The organism is Phocaeicola coprocola DSM 17136 (genome assembly GCF_000154845.1).
Taxonomy (GTDB): Bacteria; Bacteroidota; Bacteroidia; order Bacteroidales; family Bacteroidaceae; genus Phocaeicola; species Phocaeicola coprocola.
The window spans coordinates 39,024-58,828 of sequence record NZ_DS981493.1; the positions used below are offsets into that span (position 1 = coordinate 39,024).

The following is a 19,805-nucleotide window of genomic DNA, read 5'->3' on the forward strand; positions in this document are numbered from 1 at the left end:
TATCATTGTATAACTTAAAACTTACTTTATAAGGGATGTTGTAAAAAATACTTTCCTGTAAGCAAAATAATCAAATTAAAACATTTTACGACAATAAAGTAATATATTGTTATTTTTAATAGCAATAATTAATGCATATATAAGAAACTGTAATAGAAAAATATATTTTATCAAAACTCTCTTTCATCTTTATTTGTTTTTTGAAAGCATATATATATTTTTGCAAACACAAAGAAATAACAAACGGATATAAAAACAAAATAAGAAAGCAAATGAAAGAAAAAGGTTACATTTTATCAAATAGCAGCGTAAATATATCGCAACATCAATGCGGACTATATAGCCCGGCCAATGAACATGATGCTTGTGGTGTAGGTATGATAGTCAACCTACATGGTACAAAATCGCACGATTTGATAGACTCTGCCCTAAGAGTATTGGAAAACATGAAGCATCGCGGTGCTGAAGGAGCAGATAATAAAACGGGGGATGGAGCTGGAATTATGGTCCAGATACCTCATGAATTCATTCTGCTACAAGGAATCCCTGTGCCCGAAAAAGGGAAATATGGAACCGGACTAGTCTTTATGCCCAAAGATAAAGAGGCTCAACAAGCTATCATGAGCATAATGATTGAAGAAATAGAACGCGAAAGTATGACGCTCATGCACGTACGAAGTGTTCCTGTCAATTCAAATGTGCTCGGAAAAGATGCTCTTGCAACAGAGCCTGATGTAAAACAAATATTTATTACGGCAGAGGCAGACGAACAATTTCTTGAAAAGAAACTATATATAATAAGGAAAAAGATAGAGAACAGAATCGAACACAAAGACTTCTATATAGTATCACTCTCCAGCCGGAACATGGTATACAAAGGTATGCTTACTTCCACTCAGTTGCGAGAGTATTATGCCGATCTGACACAACCCTATTTTACCAGTGCCCTAGCCTTGGTACATTCACGTTTCAGTACCAATACTTTCCCTACATGGAGCTTGGCACAACCATTCCGTATGATGGCACACAATGGTGAGATAAATACGATCCGGGGAAACCGTGCATGGATGGAAGCCAGAGAAAGCGTATTGTCATCGGAAGCACTAGGAGATATTTCACAAATACGCCCCATCATACAACCAGGCATGAGCGACAGTGCTTCAATGGATAACGTACTGGAATTTTTTGTCATGTCAGGATTAAGTTTACCTCATGCACTTGCCATGATGGTTCCAGAATCGACGAATGACAAAAACCCTATCAGCCCTGCATTAAAGGCTTTTTACGAGTATCATTCCATCTTAATGGAACCATGGGACGGACCAGCCGCCTTGCTTTTCAGCGACGGCCGCTATGCCGGAGGTATGCTCGACCGTAACGGACTCCGTCCGGCACGCTGGCTGGTTACCAAGAGTGGCACAATGGTTGTGGCAAGCGAAACAGGAACAATCAGTTTCAATCCCGACGAGATTGAAGCAAAAGGAAGGTTGCAGCCCGGTAAGATTCTACTTGTCGACACACAAGAGGGAAAAATATATTATGACAATGAAGTAAAAGAAAACCTGGCTTCTGCCCTACCTTACTCTGAATGGCTTTCTGCCAACCGTATCGAGCTCGATACATTGCGGAGCGGTCGTAAAGTAGAAAATGCAGTAAAAGATGCCGGACGCCGGTTGCGTATTTTCGGATTCACACGTGAAGATGTAGAAAGAACGCTGACTCCAATGTGTAAAACAGGGGCTGAACCAACAGCTTCAATGGGAAATGACACCCCGCTTGCCGTCTTATCAGAAAAGCCTCAGCTGCTTTTCAACTATTTCAGACAGCAGTTCGCCCAAGTTACCAATCCAGCGATTGATCCAATTCGTGAAGAACTGGTAATGTCACTGACTGAATACATTGGTGCGGTAGGAAAGAACATTCTTACCCCAGATGCCCTGCATTGTAAGATGGTACGTCTGCCTCATCCGATACTGACAAATACACAACTTGATATATTGTGCAACATCAGATACAAGGGCTTCAGTACTGTAAAGCTAAAAATGGTCTTTGACGCCCAAACTGGAGAAGACGGATTGCGTGCCGCTATTGACAACCTATGTAAGAAAGCAGAAGAAGCAGTCGATGGAGGAGCTAATTACATTGTACTTTCAGATCGGGATATAGACGAGAGCCACGCACCAGTTCCCTCCTTACTTGCTGTAAGTGCCGTACACCATCATCTGATATCAGTACAAAAACGTGTACAGACTGCTCTGATAGTTGAAAGTGGTGAAGCACGCGAAGTAATGCACGCTGCCCTATTATTGGGTTACGGCGCAAGTGCAATCTGTCCGTATATGGCATTTGCGGTAATAGACGGATTAGTAAAGAGAGGCGACGTACAACTGGATTACAATACAGCCGAAAAGAACTATATAAAGGCCTTGTGTAAAGGACTATATAAGGTAATGAGCAAGATGGGTATCAGCACCATCCGATCATATCGTGGCGCAAAACTTTTTGAAGCTGTAGGATTGAATTCGGAAATGATGAAAAGATACTTCGGTACTTGTATTTCTACTATCGGCGGAGCCGGTCTGAAAGACATTGCAAACGATTATCTGAAATTCCACACCGCTGGAGTTTCCATCACCGATGATGAAGCAGAAGCAATGCTCGATAATATCGGACAATTCTCTTTCCGCAAGGATGGTGAAATACATGCATGGAACCCTGATACCATTAGTTTGCTACAACTGGCCACTCGTACCGGAAGCTACAAGAAGTTTAAGGAGTTCACACAAAAAGCAAACGAGAAGTCAGCTCCAGTATTCCTTCGCGACTTTTTCAGTTTCCGGAGTAATCCGATAGACATAAACTCTGTCGAACCGGTAGAAAACATTGTCAGACATTTCGTAACCGGTGCAATGTCATTCGGCGCCATCAGTAAAGAAGCTCATGAAGCCATGGCGCTTGCCATGAACAAACTGGGTGCACGAAGCAATACCGGAGAAGGTGGAGAAGACAGTGCACGATTCAGCGCCGTATATCATTCCGACAGTGACAATGAAGACATCAGTTTATGCAGTAAGACCAAACAGATTGCTTCAGGACGCTTTGGAGTCACAACTGAATATCTGGTCAATGCAGAAGAAATCCAAATCAAAGTAGCCCAGGGAGCAAAACCGGGAGAAGGCGGTCAGTTACCAGGATTCAAGGTCAATGAAGTGATAGCACGTACACGTCACTCCATCCCTGGCATTTCCCTCATTTCTCCTCCACCTCATCATGACATTTACAGTATCGAAGATTTGGCACAACTTATTTTCGATCTGAAAAATGTAAATCCACGTGCAACCATCAGCGTGAAACTGGTAGCAGAAAGCGGTGTAGGAACAATTGCAGCCGGAGTAGCGAAAGCCAAAGCTGATTTAATTGTTATCTCTGGAGCAGAAGGAGGAACAGGCGCATCACCAGCTTCTTCGATGAGATATGCAGGTATTCCACCTGAAATAGGATTGAGTGAAACACAGCAAACACTCGTACTTAACGGACTGCGCGGACAAGTTCGCCTGCAAACAGACGGACAATTGAAAACGGGTCGTGACATCATCAGCATGGCATTGCTGGGAGCCGATGAATACGCTTTTGGTACAGCTGCTCTGATTGTGTTGGGATGTGTAATGATGCGTAAATGCCACACCAACTTATGTCCGGTAGGAGTCGCTACCCAAGACGAAAAATTGCGTGAACATTTCCGCGGACACTATCGCTACCTGATCAATTACTTCGAATTCCTTGCTCAGGAAGTACGAGAGTATCTGGCTGATATGGGTTTCACGCGTCTGGAAGACATTATTGGCAGAACAGACCTTATCGAGATTATTCCGCATGATAATGCTGGAAAAATAGGAGGATTAGACTTCAGCCGTATTCTCCATCAGGTAGATAACGGAACAGATATCCACCATACGGCCGACCATCCTACCGATCTTTCTGAGGTAAAAGACCGATCAATCATTGCTGCGGCACACGAAGCGCTGGAAAAAGGGAAACAAGTAGAATTGGAATATACCATTTCGAATACAGACCGTTCAGTAGGAACTATGCTTGCTGGAGAAGTTGCCACCAGATATGGACACAAAGGACTACCCGATGGAACTATTAATGTCAAATTCAAAGGCTCCGCAGGTCAGAGTTTCGGCGCATTCCTTACACGGGGTATCAGTTTCCGTCTGGAAGGTGAAGCAAACGATTATGTCGGTAAAGGTTTAAGCGGCGGACGTATAGCTGTACTTCCTCCAATGGGATCTTGCTTTGATGCTTCAAAAAATACAATTGCCGGCAACACCCTAATGTATGGAGCTACAACCGGAGAAGTATATATAAACGGATGTGTAGGTGAGCGCTTTGCTGTCAGAAACTCAGGAGCCATTGCTGTAGTAGAAGGCGTAGGAGACCACTGCTGCGAGTATATGACAGGCGGACGAGTTGTTGTCTTAGGACATACCGGACGAAATTTCGCTGCCGGAATGAGTGGCGGTATCGCATATGTATGGGATCCGGAACGCACATTCGATTATTTCTGCAATATGGAAATGGTGGAACTCAGCCTGTTGGAAGACTCTGCTGCACGTAAAGAACTTCGCGAACTGATAGAATCTCACTGGAAATATACAGGTTCCAAGTTAGCACGTACACTGCTCGATAGCTGGCAGCAACATGTAGACGAGTTTATTCAAGTCACTCCTATCGAATACAAGCGCGTACTGGCAGAAGAACAAATGAAAAAGCTTCAGCAGAAAATAGCAGAAGTACAAAGAGATTACTAAAGAACAACTAATAAAACTATTGACATGGGAAATCCTAAAGCATTTCTAAATATACCTCGCCAGGAGGCAGGCTATCGCCCCATCCACGAACGCATCTCTGACTTTGGAGAAGTAGAACAAACACTGAACTCAAGCGAACGCAAGTTGCAGGCATCACGCTGCATGGACTGCGGTGTACCTTTCTGTCACTGGGCATGCCCGCTGGGCAACCGTCCTCCCGAATTTCAGGACGCATTAAGTAATGGTAAATGGCGTGAAGCTTATGAAATATTAACCCGTACAAACGATTTTCCGGAGTTTACCGGAAGGGTCTGCCCCGCACTATGCGAGAAGTCATGTGTGCTCAAGCTGAGTATTGACTCACCGGTTACTATCCGAGAAGACGAAGCTGCTATCATCGAAGCAGCATTCAGGGAAGGATATATTACAGCAAAACAATACAAAAGAAACGGATTAAAAGTTGCTGTCATCGGCTCCGGACCTGCCGGACTGGCTGCTGCCAATCAATTAAACCGTCGGGGATATCAGGTTACAGTATTCGAAAAAGACGAATATATAGGAGGTTTATTACGTTTCGGCATACCGAACTTTAAACTGCATAAACCAGTAATCGACCGCCGACTGAAGATTATGGAAGACGAAGGTATTTGCTTCAAGACAAACTCAACAATCGACTTGGAACATTTACCCGAAGGATTTGACGCATACGCTATCTGTACAGGAACACCAGAGGCACGCAACTTGAACATCCCCGGACGTGAACTTCGCGGCATTCATTTTGCCATGGAAATACTGGCACAGCAAAACAGAGTTCTAGCCGGACAGACATTCAGCGACGAAGAACGTATCACGGCAAAGAACAAGAAAGTTCTCGTAATCGGAGGAGGTGATACAGGAAGCGATTGTATCGGAACAGCCAATCGTCAGGGAGCTATCAGTGTATGCCAGATAGAAATCATGCCTAAACCTCCTGTTGGTCATAATCCCGCAACCCCCTGGCCACAATGGCCCGTAGTTCTGAAGACCAGTTCAAGTCATGAGGAAGGATGTACACGCCGTTGGAGTCTTACTTCAAACCGTTTTCTGGGAACTGAAGACGGACGTGTATGCGGCGTAGAAGTTGAAGAGGTGGAATGGATTCCCGCAGCAGACGGCGGACGCCCTCAAATGCGTCCTACTGGCAAAAAAGAAATCATAGAAGCAGATTTAGTATTGCTTGCCATGGGATTCCTCAAGCCACAATTACCCGAGCTTCCTCAAAACGCGGTAGTAGCCGGAGATGCTGCTACAGGTCCGAGCCTGGTAGTAAAATGTATAGCAGCAGGACGCCGGGCAGCCGCTGAAATTGATGCTATGCTGCAAAAGGGCAGCCATTAAAGAACATTTTAAAACAGAAACATTATGTGTGGAATAGCCTGCATTTTCAATATCAAACAGCAAACGCCGGAACTCAGGCAGAAAGCCTTGTCGATGGCGAAAAAGATACGCCACCGCGGTCCGGACTGGAGTGGCATTTACTGCGGTGGAAGCGCCATACTGGCACACGAGCGTCTTTCCATTGTCGATCCGCAATCAGGAGGGCAACCCCTCTATTCAAGCGACGGAAAAAAAGTACTTGCCGTAAACGGCGAAATTTATAATCACCGCGACATACGTGCGCAGTATGCCGGCAAATATAATTTTCAGACAGGCAGTGACTGCGAAGTGATTCTGGCACTTTATCAGGAAAAAGGCATACACTTTCTGGAAGACTTAAGCGGCATTTTTGCATTTGCCCTCTATGACGAAGAGCGTGATGAATTTCTGATAGCCCGTGACCCGATAGGCGTTATACCTTTATATATAGGACATGATGCAGACGGAACCGTATACTGTGCCAGTGAACTGAAAGCTCTGGAAGGATTCTGCGAGGAGTATGAACCGTTCCTTCCCGGACACTATTACTGGAGCAGAGAAGGTAAAATGGAGCGATGGTACAAACGTGACTGGATGGAATATCAGGCCGTAAAAGACCGTTATACTTCATTACCCGAATCAGAAGCATATACCACTCAGGTAAACGAGGTGCGTACAGCTCTCGAAGCAGCCGTACGCCGTCAGCTGATGAGCGATGTTCCTTATGGAGTGCTTTTGTCAGGCGGACTGGACTCTTCGGTTATTTCCGCCATAGCAAAGATTTACGCCGACAAACGTATCGAAACTGATGGGAAAGCTCCTGCCTGGTGGCCTCAGCTGCACTCCTTTGCCGTAGGTCTGAAAGGTGCTCCCGATCTGGAAAAAGCCCGGCTGGTAGCCGAACATATCGGTACTGTACATCATGAGATCAATTATACGATTCAGGAGGGTCTGGATGCCATACGCGACGTTATATATTACATCGAAACATACGACGTGACAACCGTCCGTGCCTCTACTCCGATGTATCTGCTGGCTCGAGTCATCAAGTCGATGGGTATCAAAATGGTACTAAGTGGTGAAGGAGCCGATGAAGTATTCGGAGGTTACCTTTACTTCCATAAAGCCCCTACAGCGGAAGCCTTCCACGAAGAAACTGTCCGCAAGCTCTCCAAACTCCACTTGTACGACTGCCTGCGTGCCAACAAATCACTTTCTGCATGGGGTGTAGAAGGTCGTGTGCCGTTCCTCGACAAAGAGTTTCTGGATGTAGCCATGCGCCTGAACCCGGCTGTAAAAATGTGTCCGGGACATACCATCGAAAAACGTATCGTACGTGATGCCTTTGCTTCTCTTCTGCCAGAGAGTGTAGCATGGCGACAGAAAGAGCAGTTCTCCGACGGAGTGGGATATTCGTGGATTGACACCCTGAAAGCAATTACAGCAGCCGCTGTCAGCGACGAGGAAATGCAACATGCAGCAGAACGTTTCCCGATCAATCCGCCACAGAACAAAGAAGAATATTACTACCGTTGTATTTTCGAAGAACACTTCCCCAGTGCGTCGGCAGCCAAAAGCGTACCGAGTGTACCAAGTGTCGCATGTTCTACAGCCGAAGCACTGGCATGGGACGCAAGTTTCAAAAACCTGAACGATCCGAGTGGCCGCGCAGTAGCCGGAGTACACGAGGCTGCTTACTAAAAAAGCAATAATACTGCATTGCCATTCAACCAACAATAAACTGATATGGAAATTGAATTTACAAAAATGCATGGCGCAGGAAATGACTATATTTATGTCAACACCCTGCGCTATCCGATAGATAATCCGGAAGAACTGTCAGTCGAATGGAGCCGCTACCATACAGGTATTGGTTCCGACGGACTGGTTCTTATCTGCCCTTCAGATCAGGCCGACTTTAAAATGCGTATATTCAATGCCGACGGCTCCGAAGCTCGCATGTGCGGAAACGCCAGCCGTTGCATCGGCAAATATTTATACGAAGAAGGTCTTACCAACAAGACAGACATCCAGCTCGAAACATTGTCGGGCATCAAAATTTTACACCTGCACCTCAACGATAAAAACACGGTAGAAAGCGTAACGGTCGATATGGGTATTCCGACAGATATTCACGAAGTAGCTTTGGGTGAAGGTTATATCGCCTCCAAAGGCATCGCCGTATCAATGGGTAACCCCCATCTGGTAATCTTTGTTGACGAGATTAACAAAATAAAGCTGGAAGAAGTAGGTCCTGCCCTAGAACATCATCCTTTGTTCCCCGACCGGGTAAATGTAGAATTTGTTCAGGTTCTTACCGACAGCAAAGTCCGGATGAGAGTATGGGAACGAGGCTCTGGAATCACTCAGGCATGCGGTACAGGAGCATGCGCCACAGCTGTAGCCTCAGCTTTTACAGACCGATGTGGCAGAAAAAGTTCCATCGTAATGGATGGAGGAACACTTGAAATAGAATGGGCAGGCGATAATCATATTTATATGACAGGACCTGCTACTAAAGTATTTGATGGTAAAATAGAAATATAATTATACATTATGGCATTAGTAAACGAACATTTTCTGAAGCTGCCGGGAAGCTACTTATTCTCGGACATTGCTAAAAAAGTCAATGCATTTAAAGTTACTCATCCTGGAAAAAATTTAATTCGCTTGGGAATAGGTGACGTCACGCGCCCACTTCCTCCCGTCTGCATAGAAGCCATGCACCGTGCCGTAGATGAAATGGCAAACGCCAAGACTTTCCGCGGATACGGACCGGAACAAGGATACGACTTTCTGATAGAAGCAATTATCAAACATGATTTTGCCTCACGTGGCATCAGCCTCAGCCCATCGGAAATATTCATCAGCGATGGAGCCAAAAGTGATACCGGCAACATTGGTGAACTGCTTCGCTGGGACAACAGCATGGGAATTACTGATCCGGTATATCCTGTTTATGTAGACAGTAACATCATGTGCGGACGTTCAGGAACACTGGATGAAAACGGAAAATGGAGTAATGTAACTTACCTTCCATGCACAGAAGAAAACAATTTCATACCCGAGCTGCCTAAGCACAGAGTCGACCTGATATATCTGTGCTATCCTAACAATCCGACAGGCACTACTCTAACCCACGAACAGTTAAAGAAATGGGTAGATTATGCACTCTCGAATGATACACTGATTATCTTCGATGCAGCATACGAAGCCTTCATTCAGGAGCCTAACGTGCCCCACTCCATCTACGAAATACGAGGAGCCAAAAAGGTGGCAATCGAAATCCGCAGTTTCTCGAAAACAGCTGGATTCACCGGTGTACGTTGCGGGTATACTGTCATCCCCAAAGAGGTAACAGCAGCCAGCCTGGACGGACAGCGTATTCCGCTTAATCCGCTATGGAACCGCCGTCAATGTACAAAATTCAATGGAACAAGCTACATTACCCAGCGCGGCGCAGAAGCAATCTATACCCCCGACGGGCAGAAACAGATAAAAGAAACTATAAACTATTACATGGAGAATGCCCGTATCATGCGCGAAGGTCTGAAAAAAGCAGGATTCAGTGTTTACGGAGGTATAAATGCTCCATATATCTGGCTGAAAGTTCCGGAAGGTATGACTTCATGGAAATTCTTCGACCAGTTACTATACGAGGTAAACATCGTAAGTACTCCGGGAGTTGGTTTCGGTCCCAGCGGTGAAGGCTATTTACGCCTCACAGCCTTCGGACAACGTGAAGAATGTCAGGAAGCCATGCAGCGCTTACAGAACTGGATATAAAATATAATAAAATAAAAAGGGAGGCCGTCGATTACTTCTTGTTTATCAAGTGGTAACGACGGCCTTTTTTATGGCTATAAACCTGCTTATAAATAGTATACTCACCTCTCTCCGAAAATATGCTGATGTTTTAAAAAAATATGCTGATATTTTACAAGAAACTTCTCGATGTTTCTAAAATTTTTGTACAAAAATTATATGCCCTCTGCTGACGTTATTTGTAAACAATAAGTTATCTATACCTGGAAAAAAGCAATGTTAAGTTATCTCTTCATCCAAATCGAATACAAAAAGATTCATAAAGAACGATATTTGTATCAATTTATCATATATAAAACAATTTAAGTTTCAATTTAAAATACAATACAAGATTTTAGTTTCAAAATAAAACATATATGATTTTATAAGAAACAATTTGCTCCTTCAATGTTCCACACAAAAGCAAAAAGATATAATTTTGCAATACAGAAAAACAAAAAGAAACAAATACAAAATATTATATATAATTTAAACACAAAATAAACAAAACACAATACAAATAGATACAAATACACTAATTTAAAAAGCAAAAGCAATGAAAACAACGATTCAACACAAACTAGCAGCAGCAATAATAGCAATGCTACCTGCAGCCTTATCGGCACAAGAACATATCGAAGCTGATATCGGAGCCGACATCGTCAGTGGATATATTTGGCGAGGACAGGACTTGGGAAATATCAGTATTCAGCCCTCCGCTTCCATCAGCTACAAAGGAATATGGTTATCAGGATGGGGAACGGTAGGATTTGATAAAGATGATACCAAAGAGTTCGATTTGACAGTAGGATATAGCATTAAAGGCTTTAGCGCTTCAATCACAGATTATTGGTTTGACGGAGGAGCCGGTTATTTCCACTATGGCGCAAGAAATACATCGCATGTGTTCGAAGCACAAATAGGATATGATTTCGACTTCATAGCAGTCAACTGGTACACCAACTTTGCCGGAAATGACGGACTTAACAAGAAAGGAGAACGAGCTTATTCATCTTATTTTTCCCTAGCCGCTCCTTTCAAGCTGGGAGGTTTGAACTGGTGCGCTGAAGTGGGAGCTACTCCATGGGCTACAAGCTTCTACAACAAATCCGGAAGCGATGACTTTGGAGCTAATGGCTTTGAAATAGCAAATATAAGTCTGGCAGCAACAAAAACACTAGATATAACAGAATCGTATTCATTACCGGTATCGGCTAAAGCCATATGGAATCCGGCAACAGAAGGAGCTTACTTTGTATTTGGCATTAATTTCTAAGAGAGAGAGAAAATTTAGGTATAGTTTTGATATTAAGGTTAAAAAGACAGGATAACGTTTATACATTACAAAATACAAATACAACGCTTATGAAAAAAATTGAGGCAATTATTCGCAGAACACGGTTTGAAGATGTCAAAGAAGCTTTATTGGCAGCTGATATCGAATGGTTCTCTTACTACGATGTAAGAGGAGTAGGTAAGACACGCGAAGGTCGCATTTACCGAGGAATCGTATACGACACCAGTTCGATAGAAAGAATACTTATATCAATTGTCGTACGCGATAAGAATGTAGAAAAGACAGTACAAGCTGTCATGCAAGCTGCCCGCACGGGAGAAATCGGAGACGGACGTATTTTTATCATCCCTGTAGAAGATTCTATCCGGATCCGAACCGGAGAGCGTGGTGACATAGCATTATACAATGCAGAACAGGAGAAATAAACAAACGAAACGATACAAAATACAAAACTAAACAAGAATAATTATGGATACAAACATTATACTCGACACAGGAAACACAGCATGGATGATTGTTGCCACCTTGCTCGTACTGTTAATGACAATTCCCGGTATTGCTTTATTTTACGGAGGATTGGTTCGACAGAAAAATGTACTAAGCATTATTATGCAATGTATGCTTATCGTATGTGCCGTCACTATCATATGGATCGCCTTTGGTTACAGTTTTGTTTTTGGAACAGATCTGATGGAAAGCGGCAGTCGCTGGGGATTCCTGATAGGAGGATTCGACAAAGTTCTGCTAAATGGCATTACAACAGGTAGTCTTTCCGCCGGTAACATTCCGGAACTGATATTTGTCCTGTTCCAGTGCATGTTCGCAATTATCACCCCTGCCCTTATTTTAGGAGCTTTTGCCGAGCGCATTAAATTTTCGGGCTTCCTGCTGTTCACCGTATTATGGAGCATACTGGTATATATACCTATGGCACATTGGGTATGGGGAGGAGGATTTCTCCAGCAGATGGGTGCAATAGATTTTGCAGGAGGAACGGTAGTACACATCAACGCAGGTATTTCAGCTCTTGTCATGGCCATTATGGCAGGAAAAAGAAGCGACTACAAGATTGGACACCCTATGACTCCACACAACATCACATTTGTATTCCTAGGAACAGCTTTTCTATGGCTGGGATGGTTCGGATTCAATGCTGGAAGTGGACTGAATGCCGACGGTATAGCAGCTAACGCATTCCTTGTTACCCATCTGGCCACTTGCGTAGCAGCACTTACATGGATGGCAGTCGACTGGATACACAATAAAAAGCCGACAACCGTAGGGGCATGTACCGGTGCTGTATCAGGTCTGGTAGCAATCACTCCGGCAGCCGGAACTGTAGATATCATCGGAGCTTTCTTTATCGGCTTAATTACCCCGCTTATCTGTTTCTACATGGTAGCAGTCATCAAACCCAGATTCAAATATGATGACACACTGGATGCTTTCGGAGTACATGGCATCGGAGGTATAGTAGGATCCATTCTTACCGGTGTATTTGCCACTCAGTTCATCTCCGGAGAAGGCGGAGTAAAAGGAGCCTTGTACGGTGACTGGCATCAGTTGTGGATACAAATCATAGCAACAGTCATATCAATCGTATTCAGTGCTGTAATGACCTATATATTATTTAAAATAACTGACCGTCTGGTTGGTATCCGTGTAGATAAAAGAGTAGAAGAAGAAGGACTCGATATCTACGAACATGGAGAATCAGCTTACAGTCATTAAAAATGAATAAATCAAACATCTTATTAATAAATTAATTAAAATCAAGGTATTATGTCAAAGTTAAGATTTAGAGTTGTAGAAAAAGCTTTCCAGACAAAACCTTTAGAAGTAACGGCTCCGTCAGAACGACCAAGCGAATACTTCGCAAAGTATGTTTTCAACCGCGAAAAGATGTTCAAGTATCTGCCTACTCCTGTTTACAGCAAGCTGGTAGATGCCATGGATAACGGTGTTGCACTCGACCGCGACATCGCCGACAAAGTAGCAGAAGGTATGAAAAGATGGGCTATGGAACTGGGAGCTACACACTATACTCACTGGTTTCAGCCATTGACAGAAGGTACTGCCGAAAAGCACGATGCTTTCGTGGAACACGACGGCAAAGGCGGCATGATGGAAGAATTTTCAGGAAAATTACTTGTTCAGCAAGAACCGGACGCCTCTTCATTCCCTAACGGAGGTATCCGAAATACATTCGAAGCACGTGGGTACAGTGCATGGGATCCTTCATCACCAGTATTTGTTGTGGATGATACATTGTGTATTCCTACCGTATTCATTGCATACACCGGAGAATCACTCGACTATAAAACTCCGTTGCTGAAAGCACTGAGAGCAGTCAACAAGGCTGCCGTAGATGTCTGCCATTATTTCAACCCGGATGTCAAGAAAGTAGTTGCTTACCTGGGATGGGAACAGGAATACTTCCTTGTGGACGAAGGTCTGTATGCAGCACGTCCAGACTTGCTTCTGACGGGTCGTACTCTGATGGGACACGAGGCATCTAAAAACCAGCAGCTGGAAGACCATTATTTCGGCGCTATCCCTACCCGTGTAGCTGCTTTCATGAAAGATCTGGAAATTCAGGCTTTGGAATTGGGTATTCCGGTCAAGACACGTCACAATGAGGTAGCACCTAACCAGTTTGAACTTGCTCCGATATTCGAAGAATGTAACCTGGCAGTAGACCATAACATGCTTATCATGTCGCTTATGAGAAAAGTGGCACGTACACACGGGTTCCGTGTCTTGTTGCACGAAAAACCATTCAAAGGAGTAAACGGTTCGGGTAAGCACAACAACTGGTCACTGGGAACAGATACCGGTATCCTGCTGATGGCTCCGGGAAAAACAGCTGAAGAAAACCTGCGCTTTATCACATTCGTAGTCAACACCCTGATGGCTGTATACCGCCACAACGGTCTGCTAAAAGCATCTATCATGAGTGCAACCAACGCTCACCGTCTGGGAGCCAACGAAGCACCCCCCGCAATTATTTCTTCATTCCTTGGAAGACAGTTGAGTAAGGTTCTGGATCATATGGAAGACAGTTCTACCGACGAACTGATTTCACTGGGCGGAAAGCATGGTATGAAACTCGATATTCCACAGATTCCGGAATTGCTGATTGACAATACAGACCGTAACCGTACCTCTCCTTTCGCCTTCACCGGAAACAGATTCGAGTTCCGTGCTGTAGGTTCGGAGGCCAACTGTGCCAGTGCAATGATCGCCCTGAATACTGCGGTGGCTGAACAGCTCATCGAATTCAAGAAAGACGTAGATGAACTCATGGAAAAAGGAGAGCCGAAAGTTTCTGCTATCATTCAGGTTATCCGCAAATACATCAAACTATGCAAGCCTATCCGCTTCGACGGTAACGGATACAGCGACGAATGGAAAGAAGAAGCAGCCCGCCGCGGACTGGATTGTGAAACCAGCTGCCCGCTTATCTTCGACCGTTACCTTACTCCGGAAAGCATCAAGATGTTTGAATCAACCGGAGTCATGACTCAGAAAGAGCTGGAAGCTCGTAATGAGGTAAAATGGGAAACTTACACGAAGAAAATCCAGATAGAAGCACGTGTATTGGGCGATCTGGTCATGAACCACATCGTACCTATCGCTACTGAATATCAGACCAAACTGCTGGATAACGTTTATAAAATGAAAGGACTGTTCCCTGCCGAAGAAGCTGAACATCTATCATCGGAAAATCTGGCAATTATCCGTAAGATTTCCGAACATACCATTTACATTAAAGAGCATGTAGATGCAATGGTAGAAGCTCGCAAAGTAGCAAACAAAATTGCCGATGAGCGTGAAAAAGCAATCGCTTACCACGACAATATTTCACCAATGCTGGAACAGATTCGTTACCACATCGATAAACTGGAATTAATTGTCGATGACCAGATGTGGACACTACCTAAATATAGAGAGCTGTTATTCATAAGATAAAATAACCAAAAACGAACTCTAATTTTTTTATTGGATGTTTGATGGAAGTCGGGCTGTTGGGAAAACAGTTCGGCTTTATCATTTTTCAGCCTCTTAAAAAACATATTTCCTGAGATACGAGAAACTATCATATTTCTCACCAAACACAGCTCCAAGCATAGCTGAGTAAATTCCATTCAGACAGATTGAAGAGCCGATACTGAACTTAACAGTCCTAAAACTCTTACAAGTTAAATCCTTTATATGAAAAAATCTCTCTATTTCAGTCTTGTATCCTAATATGACAAACACCTGCAATAGAGAGATCTTTCCAAACGATATTAAGCCAATATACACAGTTATTGCTCATCCGGGAATGGAATCACTTCTCCCGTTGCCTTTAACGACGGTCTTTGTGCATCTCTTTCCCTCAAATAATCAGACAGTTCAGCAGTCAGTTCCTTTACTTTATCAGGCATGGTTTGTGACAGATCATTCTGCTCGCTTATATCCTTCTTCACATTATACAACCGAATCTGGCGTGTTTCCCATGTATAAATGAGGTGATAGTCTCCTTTCAAAATAGCAGAATAAGCACCGTATCCTTCTTCTTTATTCTGAGATTCGCCCCATAAGTTAGGGAAATGCCATATCAATACTCTGTCTTTTGTTTTTTCCGGAGATTTAAGCACATCTGCAAAACTCACACCGTCTATAACCTGATGAGTGGTATATTTCTTTACTCCTGCCATATCGAGTATTGTAGGATAAAAGTCTTCGATAATAACTCGCTGGCTGCATTCAGTATTTGGCTTGGTAACTCCCGGCCAGTACACCATCATAGGTTCACGAACTCCTCCCATAAATGCAGATCCTTTTCCACCGCGTGCAGGGTAATTCTGGTCTCTGTTTGCTACTCCCTGACGGACATTATTCAATCCCTGTCCTCCATTGTCGGACATAAACAGTAAAATCGTATTCTGAGCAACTTCCGGATTCTTCTGCAAATAATCCAGAATATCTCCCAGGCTCTTATCCATGCCCTCTACCAATGCCGCATATCTGGCTTCATTCTCATTCAGTCCAGTCTTGAGTTGCTCATCGTAACGCCCACGATATTTCTGACTGAAACGCTTATCATCGTCATACGGAGTATGAACTGCATAGTGCGACATATACAGATAAAAAGGTTTATCCATTTTCACAGACTTTTCCATTTCTGTTATAGCTTCTCTTGTCAGTGCCTCGGTAATGAATATATCTTGTCCGTAATACTTTTCCAGTCCTTGCACTGCAAAGCGGGATCCCTCACCAAAATTTTTTGTCCCCAGATAACTTCCCGGAGCACCGTTTGCTCCTCCTGCTATATTTACATCAAAACCCATATTTATAGGGTCTGCTCCCGGTGTAGTTCTTGCACCAAAATGAGCTTTTCCACAATGGATAGTTCTGTATCCGTTTTCCTTGAGCACTTGAGGAAGTGAAGTAATAGCCGTAGAATTATTTATTTCCTTTTCCTCTGATGCAGGCTGAATACCATTATAATTCTATTCAGGAAGATCAATTACATCACTCTTTGCATCGGTCTTCTGATCGAGTTCCAATGTCCAGTTTGTTACTCTATGCCGTGACGCATTCATTCCCGACATCAGACTACATCGCGTAGGTGAAGAAATCGCACATGCATATGCATCCGTAAAACGGACACCCATTTGTGCCATTCGTTCCATATTGGGTGTAATAAATCGTTTATTCAGTGACGTGAGTTCGTTATTATAAAAAGGAACAGAAGTGTCCTGCCACCCCATATCATCAACCAGAAACATAATTAATGTTAGGATGCTGAGATATTTGTGAATAAATAGATACCGGAATAAACGAACTGCATGCAATAAATGGAATAAGGTGTTTTTTCATAGGAAATAATGTTTTAACAAGTATAATTTAGTTTCGTGTACAAAAGTAATCTAAATCTGTCAACTTGTACAGACACTCCTCATAATATTCATTAAAATCAGACTGTCCTTTTAAAATATCCTTCTGCCGCAACATCATCGCTTTATATATAACCAATACAACTCTTGCTGTTATTTTTAGAAACACGACGACAGATTTTCATAATAAAGCCCCGCAACAACTTTGTTACAGGGCTCAAAATCAGTTCAAAATAAATTTTACATTACAATAACAGAAGGTCAGATCCGTCGAAGCAACTTTGCTGGATTTCCTGCAACTATAGTATTCGATTCAACATCATGGGTAACAACGCTAGCCGCTCCAACTACAGCATTTTCTCCTACTGTAACACCCGGAAGAATAGTTGCCCCAGCTCCAATCCATGCTCCTCTACAAATATGTATCGGTTTACAGGTTATTATATGACGGTATTTCAAATCATGGTTATTGGATATAAGCTGAACATTAGCAGCAATCTGAACATCATCATCAATTGTTATTCCTCCTGCTGACATCATCAGACAGCCAGGCATGATAATCACATTACGCCCGAATTTCACATTACCAGTTCTGACACCAGCAAAAGGTATTTCGATACGACAATTTTCTCCCAGATTTGGAAAAACCTTATGTAATAATTCATAGTATTCTTCCGTGTCTGGCATCGTATGATTCAGACGAAAAATATGCTGTTTCAATACTTTCGCTTTATCTAACTCTTCAGCTGTTTGATGTAAGCAGTCAATTCTTAATTCTTCCATATTTACTTAATTATCTGTTTTGCCCAGTCTTTAGCCTGTCCAGTTCCGTTATTCAACAATTTACCCTCTCCCCATTTTATCTGAGGATAAAGTTTCTTGAGATACTTTATGCTATTGGTTATCGAACTACTTCCCGAAGTAGCAAAAGGAATGATGGTCTTACCAGAGAAATCATATTTCTCAATAAATGTATTAATCGGACGCGGACATAAATTCCACCATATAGGATAACCCAGAAATACAATATCATAATCTTTCACATTAAGAACATCTCCACTCAATACAGGACGCGATTGTTCATCTGACATTTCTCTAGAACTTCGACTATTCTTATCCTTCCAATTAAGATCGGCTGAGGTATAAGGATCAGCAGGAGTTATTTTATAGGGTTTTCCACCTGTCACTTCAACAATGGCATTTGCAACCTTTTCAGTTGTTCCCGTACATGAGAAATAGGCCACTAAAATTTTTTTGCCTGACTGCACATCACTGTTTACACTTTGTTTCTGTGCTCCTAACGAGAAACTAAAGCTGATAATTCCCAAAAGTGTTAATACTATACTTTTCATGACTTGTTTTGATTATTGTTTGACTATCTAATCAATACTTCGGTAAATTTTTACCGAAAAATTAAAAGTTAAACAATAAAACCGGCAAAAGTCGGTTCGGAAACACTAAAGAGGTCATTGAAATGTTGTCTAAAACGAATGGTTAAGCATGAAGAAATGTGCTGAAAAAAATGTGCTAACCTGCTGATAATAAAGGTAAAAAAGTATTGCATAATTCGCTGGTTTTTTAGTAAATTAGAAGTCTCTCAACTCTTCTGATTATGACTAAAGAAACACTCCTTATGCAATACCAATCCGAGTGCCTGTCGGCTCTCAAATCAGTAGCGAATATACAAAAACCTTTTGAAAAAACGTTCATGGACACCATGAAATTATTCATGGCCATCCCGGATCGTATAAACTTCCTCCAATTGGGCAGATATGGCTGTTTCTCAGAACAGACTTATCGTAACCTTTTTGAGCATGAAACTTTCGACTGGTTTGCGTTCAACGGCTCTATCATCAGCAAGCATCTCACAGGCAAAAGAAAAGCCATCGCCATCGATCCTTCCTATATTCCCAAATCAGGCAAGAAGACACCTTGGATAGGTTACTTCTGGTCTGGTTGTGCAGGAGAATACAAGCGTGGACTGGAAATCATGGGCATCGGTGTCATTGACATCGACAATCATGAATGCATGACTTTAGGTTCCATTCAGACGCCGGATTGTAAGACCTTGGATAATATGGACAAGAGCCTCGTTGACTGGTACAGCAGCTATCTTATCTGTAGAAAAGACAAGCTACAGAGCCTGTCCAGAACGGTGGTTGCAGACGCATTCTTTTCCAAGGAAACATTCATAACACCTATGTGTGAGAACGATTTCCATGTCATCAGCCGCTTTCGGAATGACGTAATCCTGTACTATCCGACATTGGAGCAGAAAACAGGAAAACGTGGTCATCCCAAGTGGTTTGACGGCAGGATTGACTTTGCCAATCTGGATTTGACCCGGTGCAAGGAATACGAGGTGAACAAAGGAAAGCTATACGGATTGAGGGTATATGCAAAAGCTCTCAAAAGGTATGTTTCCTTAGCCGTCTGGTATCCGATGGACGGGAGGACAGACAAGTGGCAGCTTTACTTCTCTACAGACGATTCCATGGATGGACGTGAGGTGCTGGATTATTACGGAATCAGGTTCCAACTGGATTTTGCTTTAGAGATGGCAAGCAGCATGCAGGAATCACAACTGCCAGTCATCGACTGAATCACACA

The 19,805-nt window shown here is 43.1% G+C and carries 12 protein-coding genes and 1 pseudogene; 10 read left to right on the top strand and 3 right to left on the bottom strand.

Annotated features, from left to right (window positions below; genetic code table 11):
* Nucleotides 1-272: 272 nt before the first annotated feature.
* The 9 genes from gltB (at nt 273) to BACCOP_RS13475 (ending at nt 15,282) form a co-directional block, all read left to right on the top strand.
* Nucleotides 273-4,814 (top strand): glutamate synthase large subunit, encoded by a 4,542-nt coding sequence (gene gltB / locus BACCOP_RS13435; protein ID WP_040312092.1) that lies wholly within the window; start codon nt 273-275, stop codon nt 4,812-4,814.
* 24 nt (nt 4,815-4,838) lie between these two features.
* Nucleotides 4,839-6,191: a glutamate synthase subunit beta gene (locus BACCOP_RS13440; RefSeq protein ID WP_007570015.1), complete on the top strand. Its 1,353-nt coding sequence runs from the start codon at nt 4,839-4,841 to the stop codon at nt 6,189-6,191.
* 24 nt (nt 6,192-6,215) lie between these two features.
* Nucleotides 6,216-7,910 carry an asparagine synthase B gene (gene asnB / locus BACCOP_RS13445; RefSeq protein ID WP_007570017.1) on the top strand — a complete coding sequence of 565 codons (1,695 nt, stop codon included), beginning with the start codon at nt 6,216-6,218 and terminating at the stop codon, nt 7,908-7,910.
* Between the two features lie 45 nt (nt 7,911-7,955).
* Nucleotides 7,956-8,756 (top strand): diaminopimelate epimerase, encoded by an 801-nt coding sequence (gene dapF / locus BACCOP_RS13450; RefSeq protein ID WP_007570018.1) that lies wholly within the window; start codon nt 7,956-7,958, stop codon nt 8,754-8,756.
* A gap of 9 nt (nt 8,757-8,765) precedes the next feature.
* Entirely contained in the window at nt 8,766-9,995 is a 1,230-nt protein-coding gene (locus tag BACCOP_RS13455; protein ID WP_007570019.1) for an LL-diaminopimelate aminotransferase, read from the top strand.
* Between the two features lie 574 nt (nt 9,996-10,569).
* The gene (locus BACCOP_RS13460) at nt 10,570-11,289 is read left to right on the top strand and encodes a hypothetical protein (protein ID WP_007570021.1); all 720 of its coding nucleotides are present in this window, start codon (nt 10,570-10,572) and stop codon (nt 11,287-11,289) included.
* Nucleotides 11,290-11,378: 89 nt separating this feature from the next.
* Complete coding sequence (locus BACCOP_RS13465; protein ID WP_007570022.1) at nt 11,379-11,735, top strand: P-II family nitrogen regulator; 357 nt, start codon at nt 11,379-11,381, stop codon at nt 11,733-11,735.
* Between the two features lie 43 nt (nt 11,736-11,778).
* The gene (locus BACCOP_RS13470; protein WP_007570023.1) at nt 11,779-13,041 is read left to right on the top strand and encodes an ammonium transporter; all 1,263 of its coding nucleotides are present in this window, start codon (nt 11,779-11,781) and stop codon (nt 13,039-13,041) included.
* A 51-nt stretch (nt 13,042-13,092) separates the two neighbouring features.
* Entirely contained in the window at nt 13,093-15,282 is a 2,190-nt protein-coding gene (locus BACCOP_RS13475; RefSeq protein ID WP_007570024.1) for a glutamine synthetase III family protein, read from the top strand.
* Nucleotides 15,283-15,620: 338 nt separating this feature from the next.
* Here BACCOP_RS13475 and BACCOP_RS13480 read toward each other — a convergent pair.
* From BACCOP_RS13480 to BACCOP_RS13490, 3 genes and pseudogenes are all read right to left on the bottom strand, one after another.
* Nucleotides 15,621-17,087: pseudogene (locus BACCOP_RS13480) on the bottom strand (sulfatase).
* A 369-nt stretch (nt 17,088-17,456) separates the two neighbouring features.
* Nucleotides 17,457-17,978 carry an acyltransferase gene (locus BACCOP_RS13485; protein ID WP_007570032.1) on the bottom strand — a complete coding sequence of 174 codons (522 nt, stop codon included), beginning with the start codon at nt 17,976-17,978 and terminating at the stop codon, nt 17,457-17,459.
* Between the two features lie 2 nt (nt 17,979-17,980).
* Nucleotides 17,981-18,547, bottom strand: coding sequence for a flavodoxin (locus tag BACCOP_RS13490; RefSeq protein WP_007570034.1), 567 nt, complete (start codon nt 18,545-18,547; stop codon nt 17,981-17,983).
* Nucleotides 18,548-18,807: 260 nt separating this feature from the next.
* Here BACCOP_RS13490 and BACCOP_RS13495 point away from each other — a divergent pair, with 260 nt between their 5' ends.
* Nucleotides 18,808-19,797: a hypothetical protein gene (locus BACCOP_RS13495; protein ID WP_007570036.1), complete on the top strand. Its 990-nt coding sequence runs from the start codon at nt 18,808-18,810 to the stop codon at nt 19,795-19,797.
* Nucleotides 19,798-19,805: the final 8 nt, after the last annotated feature.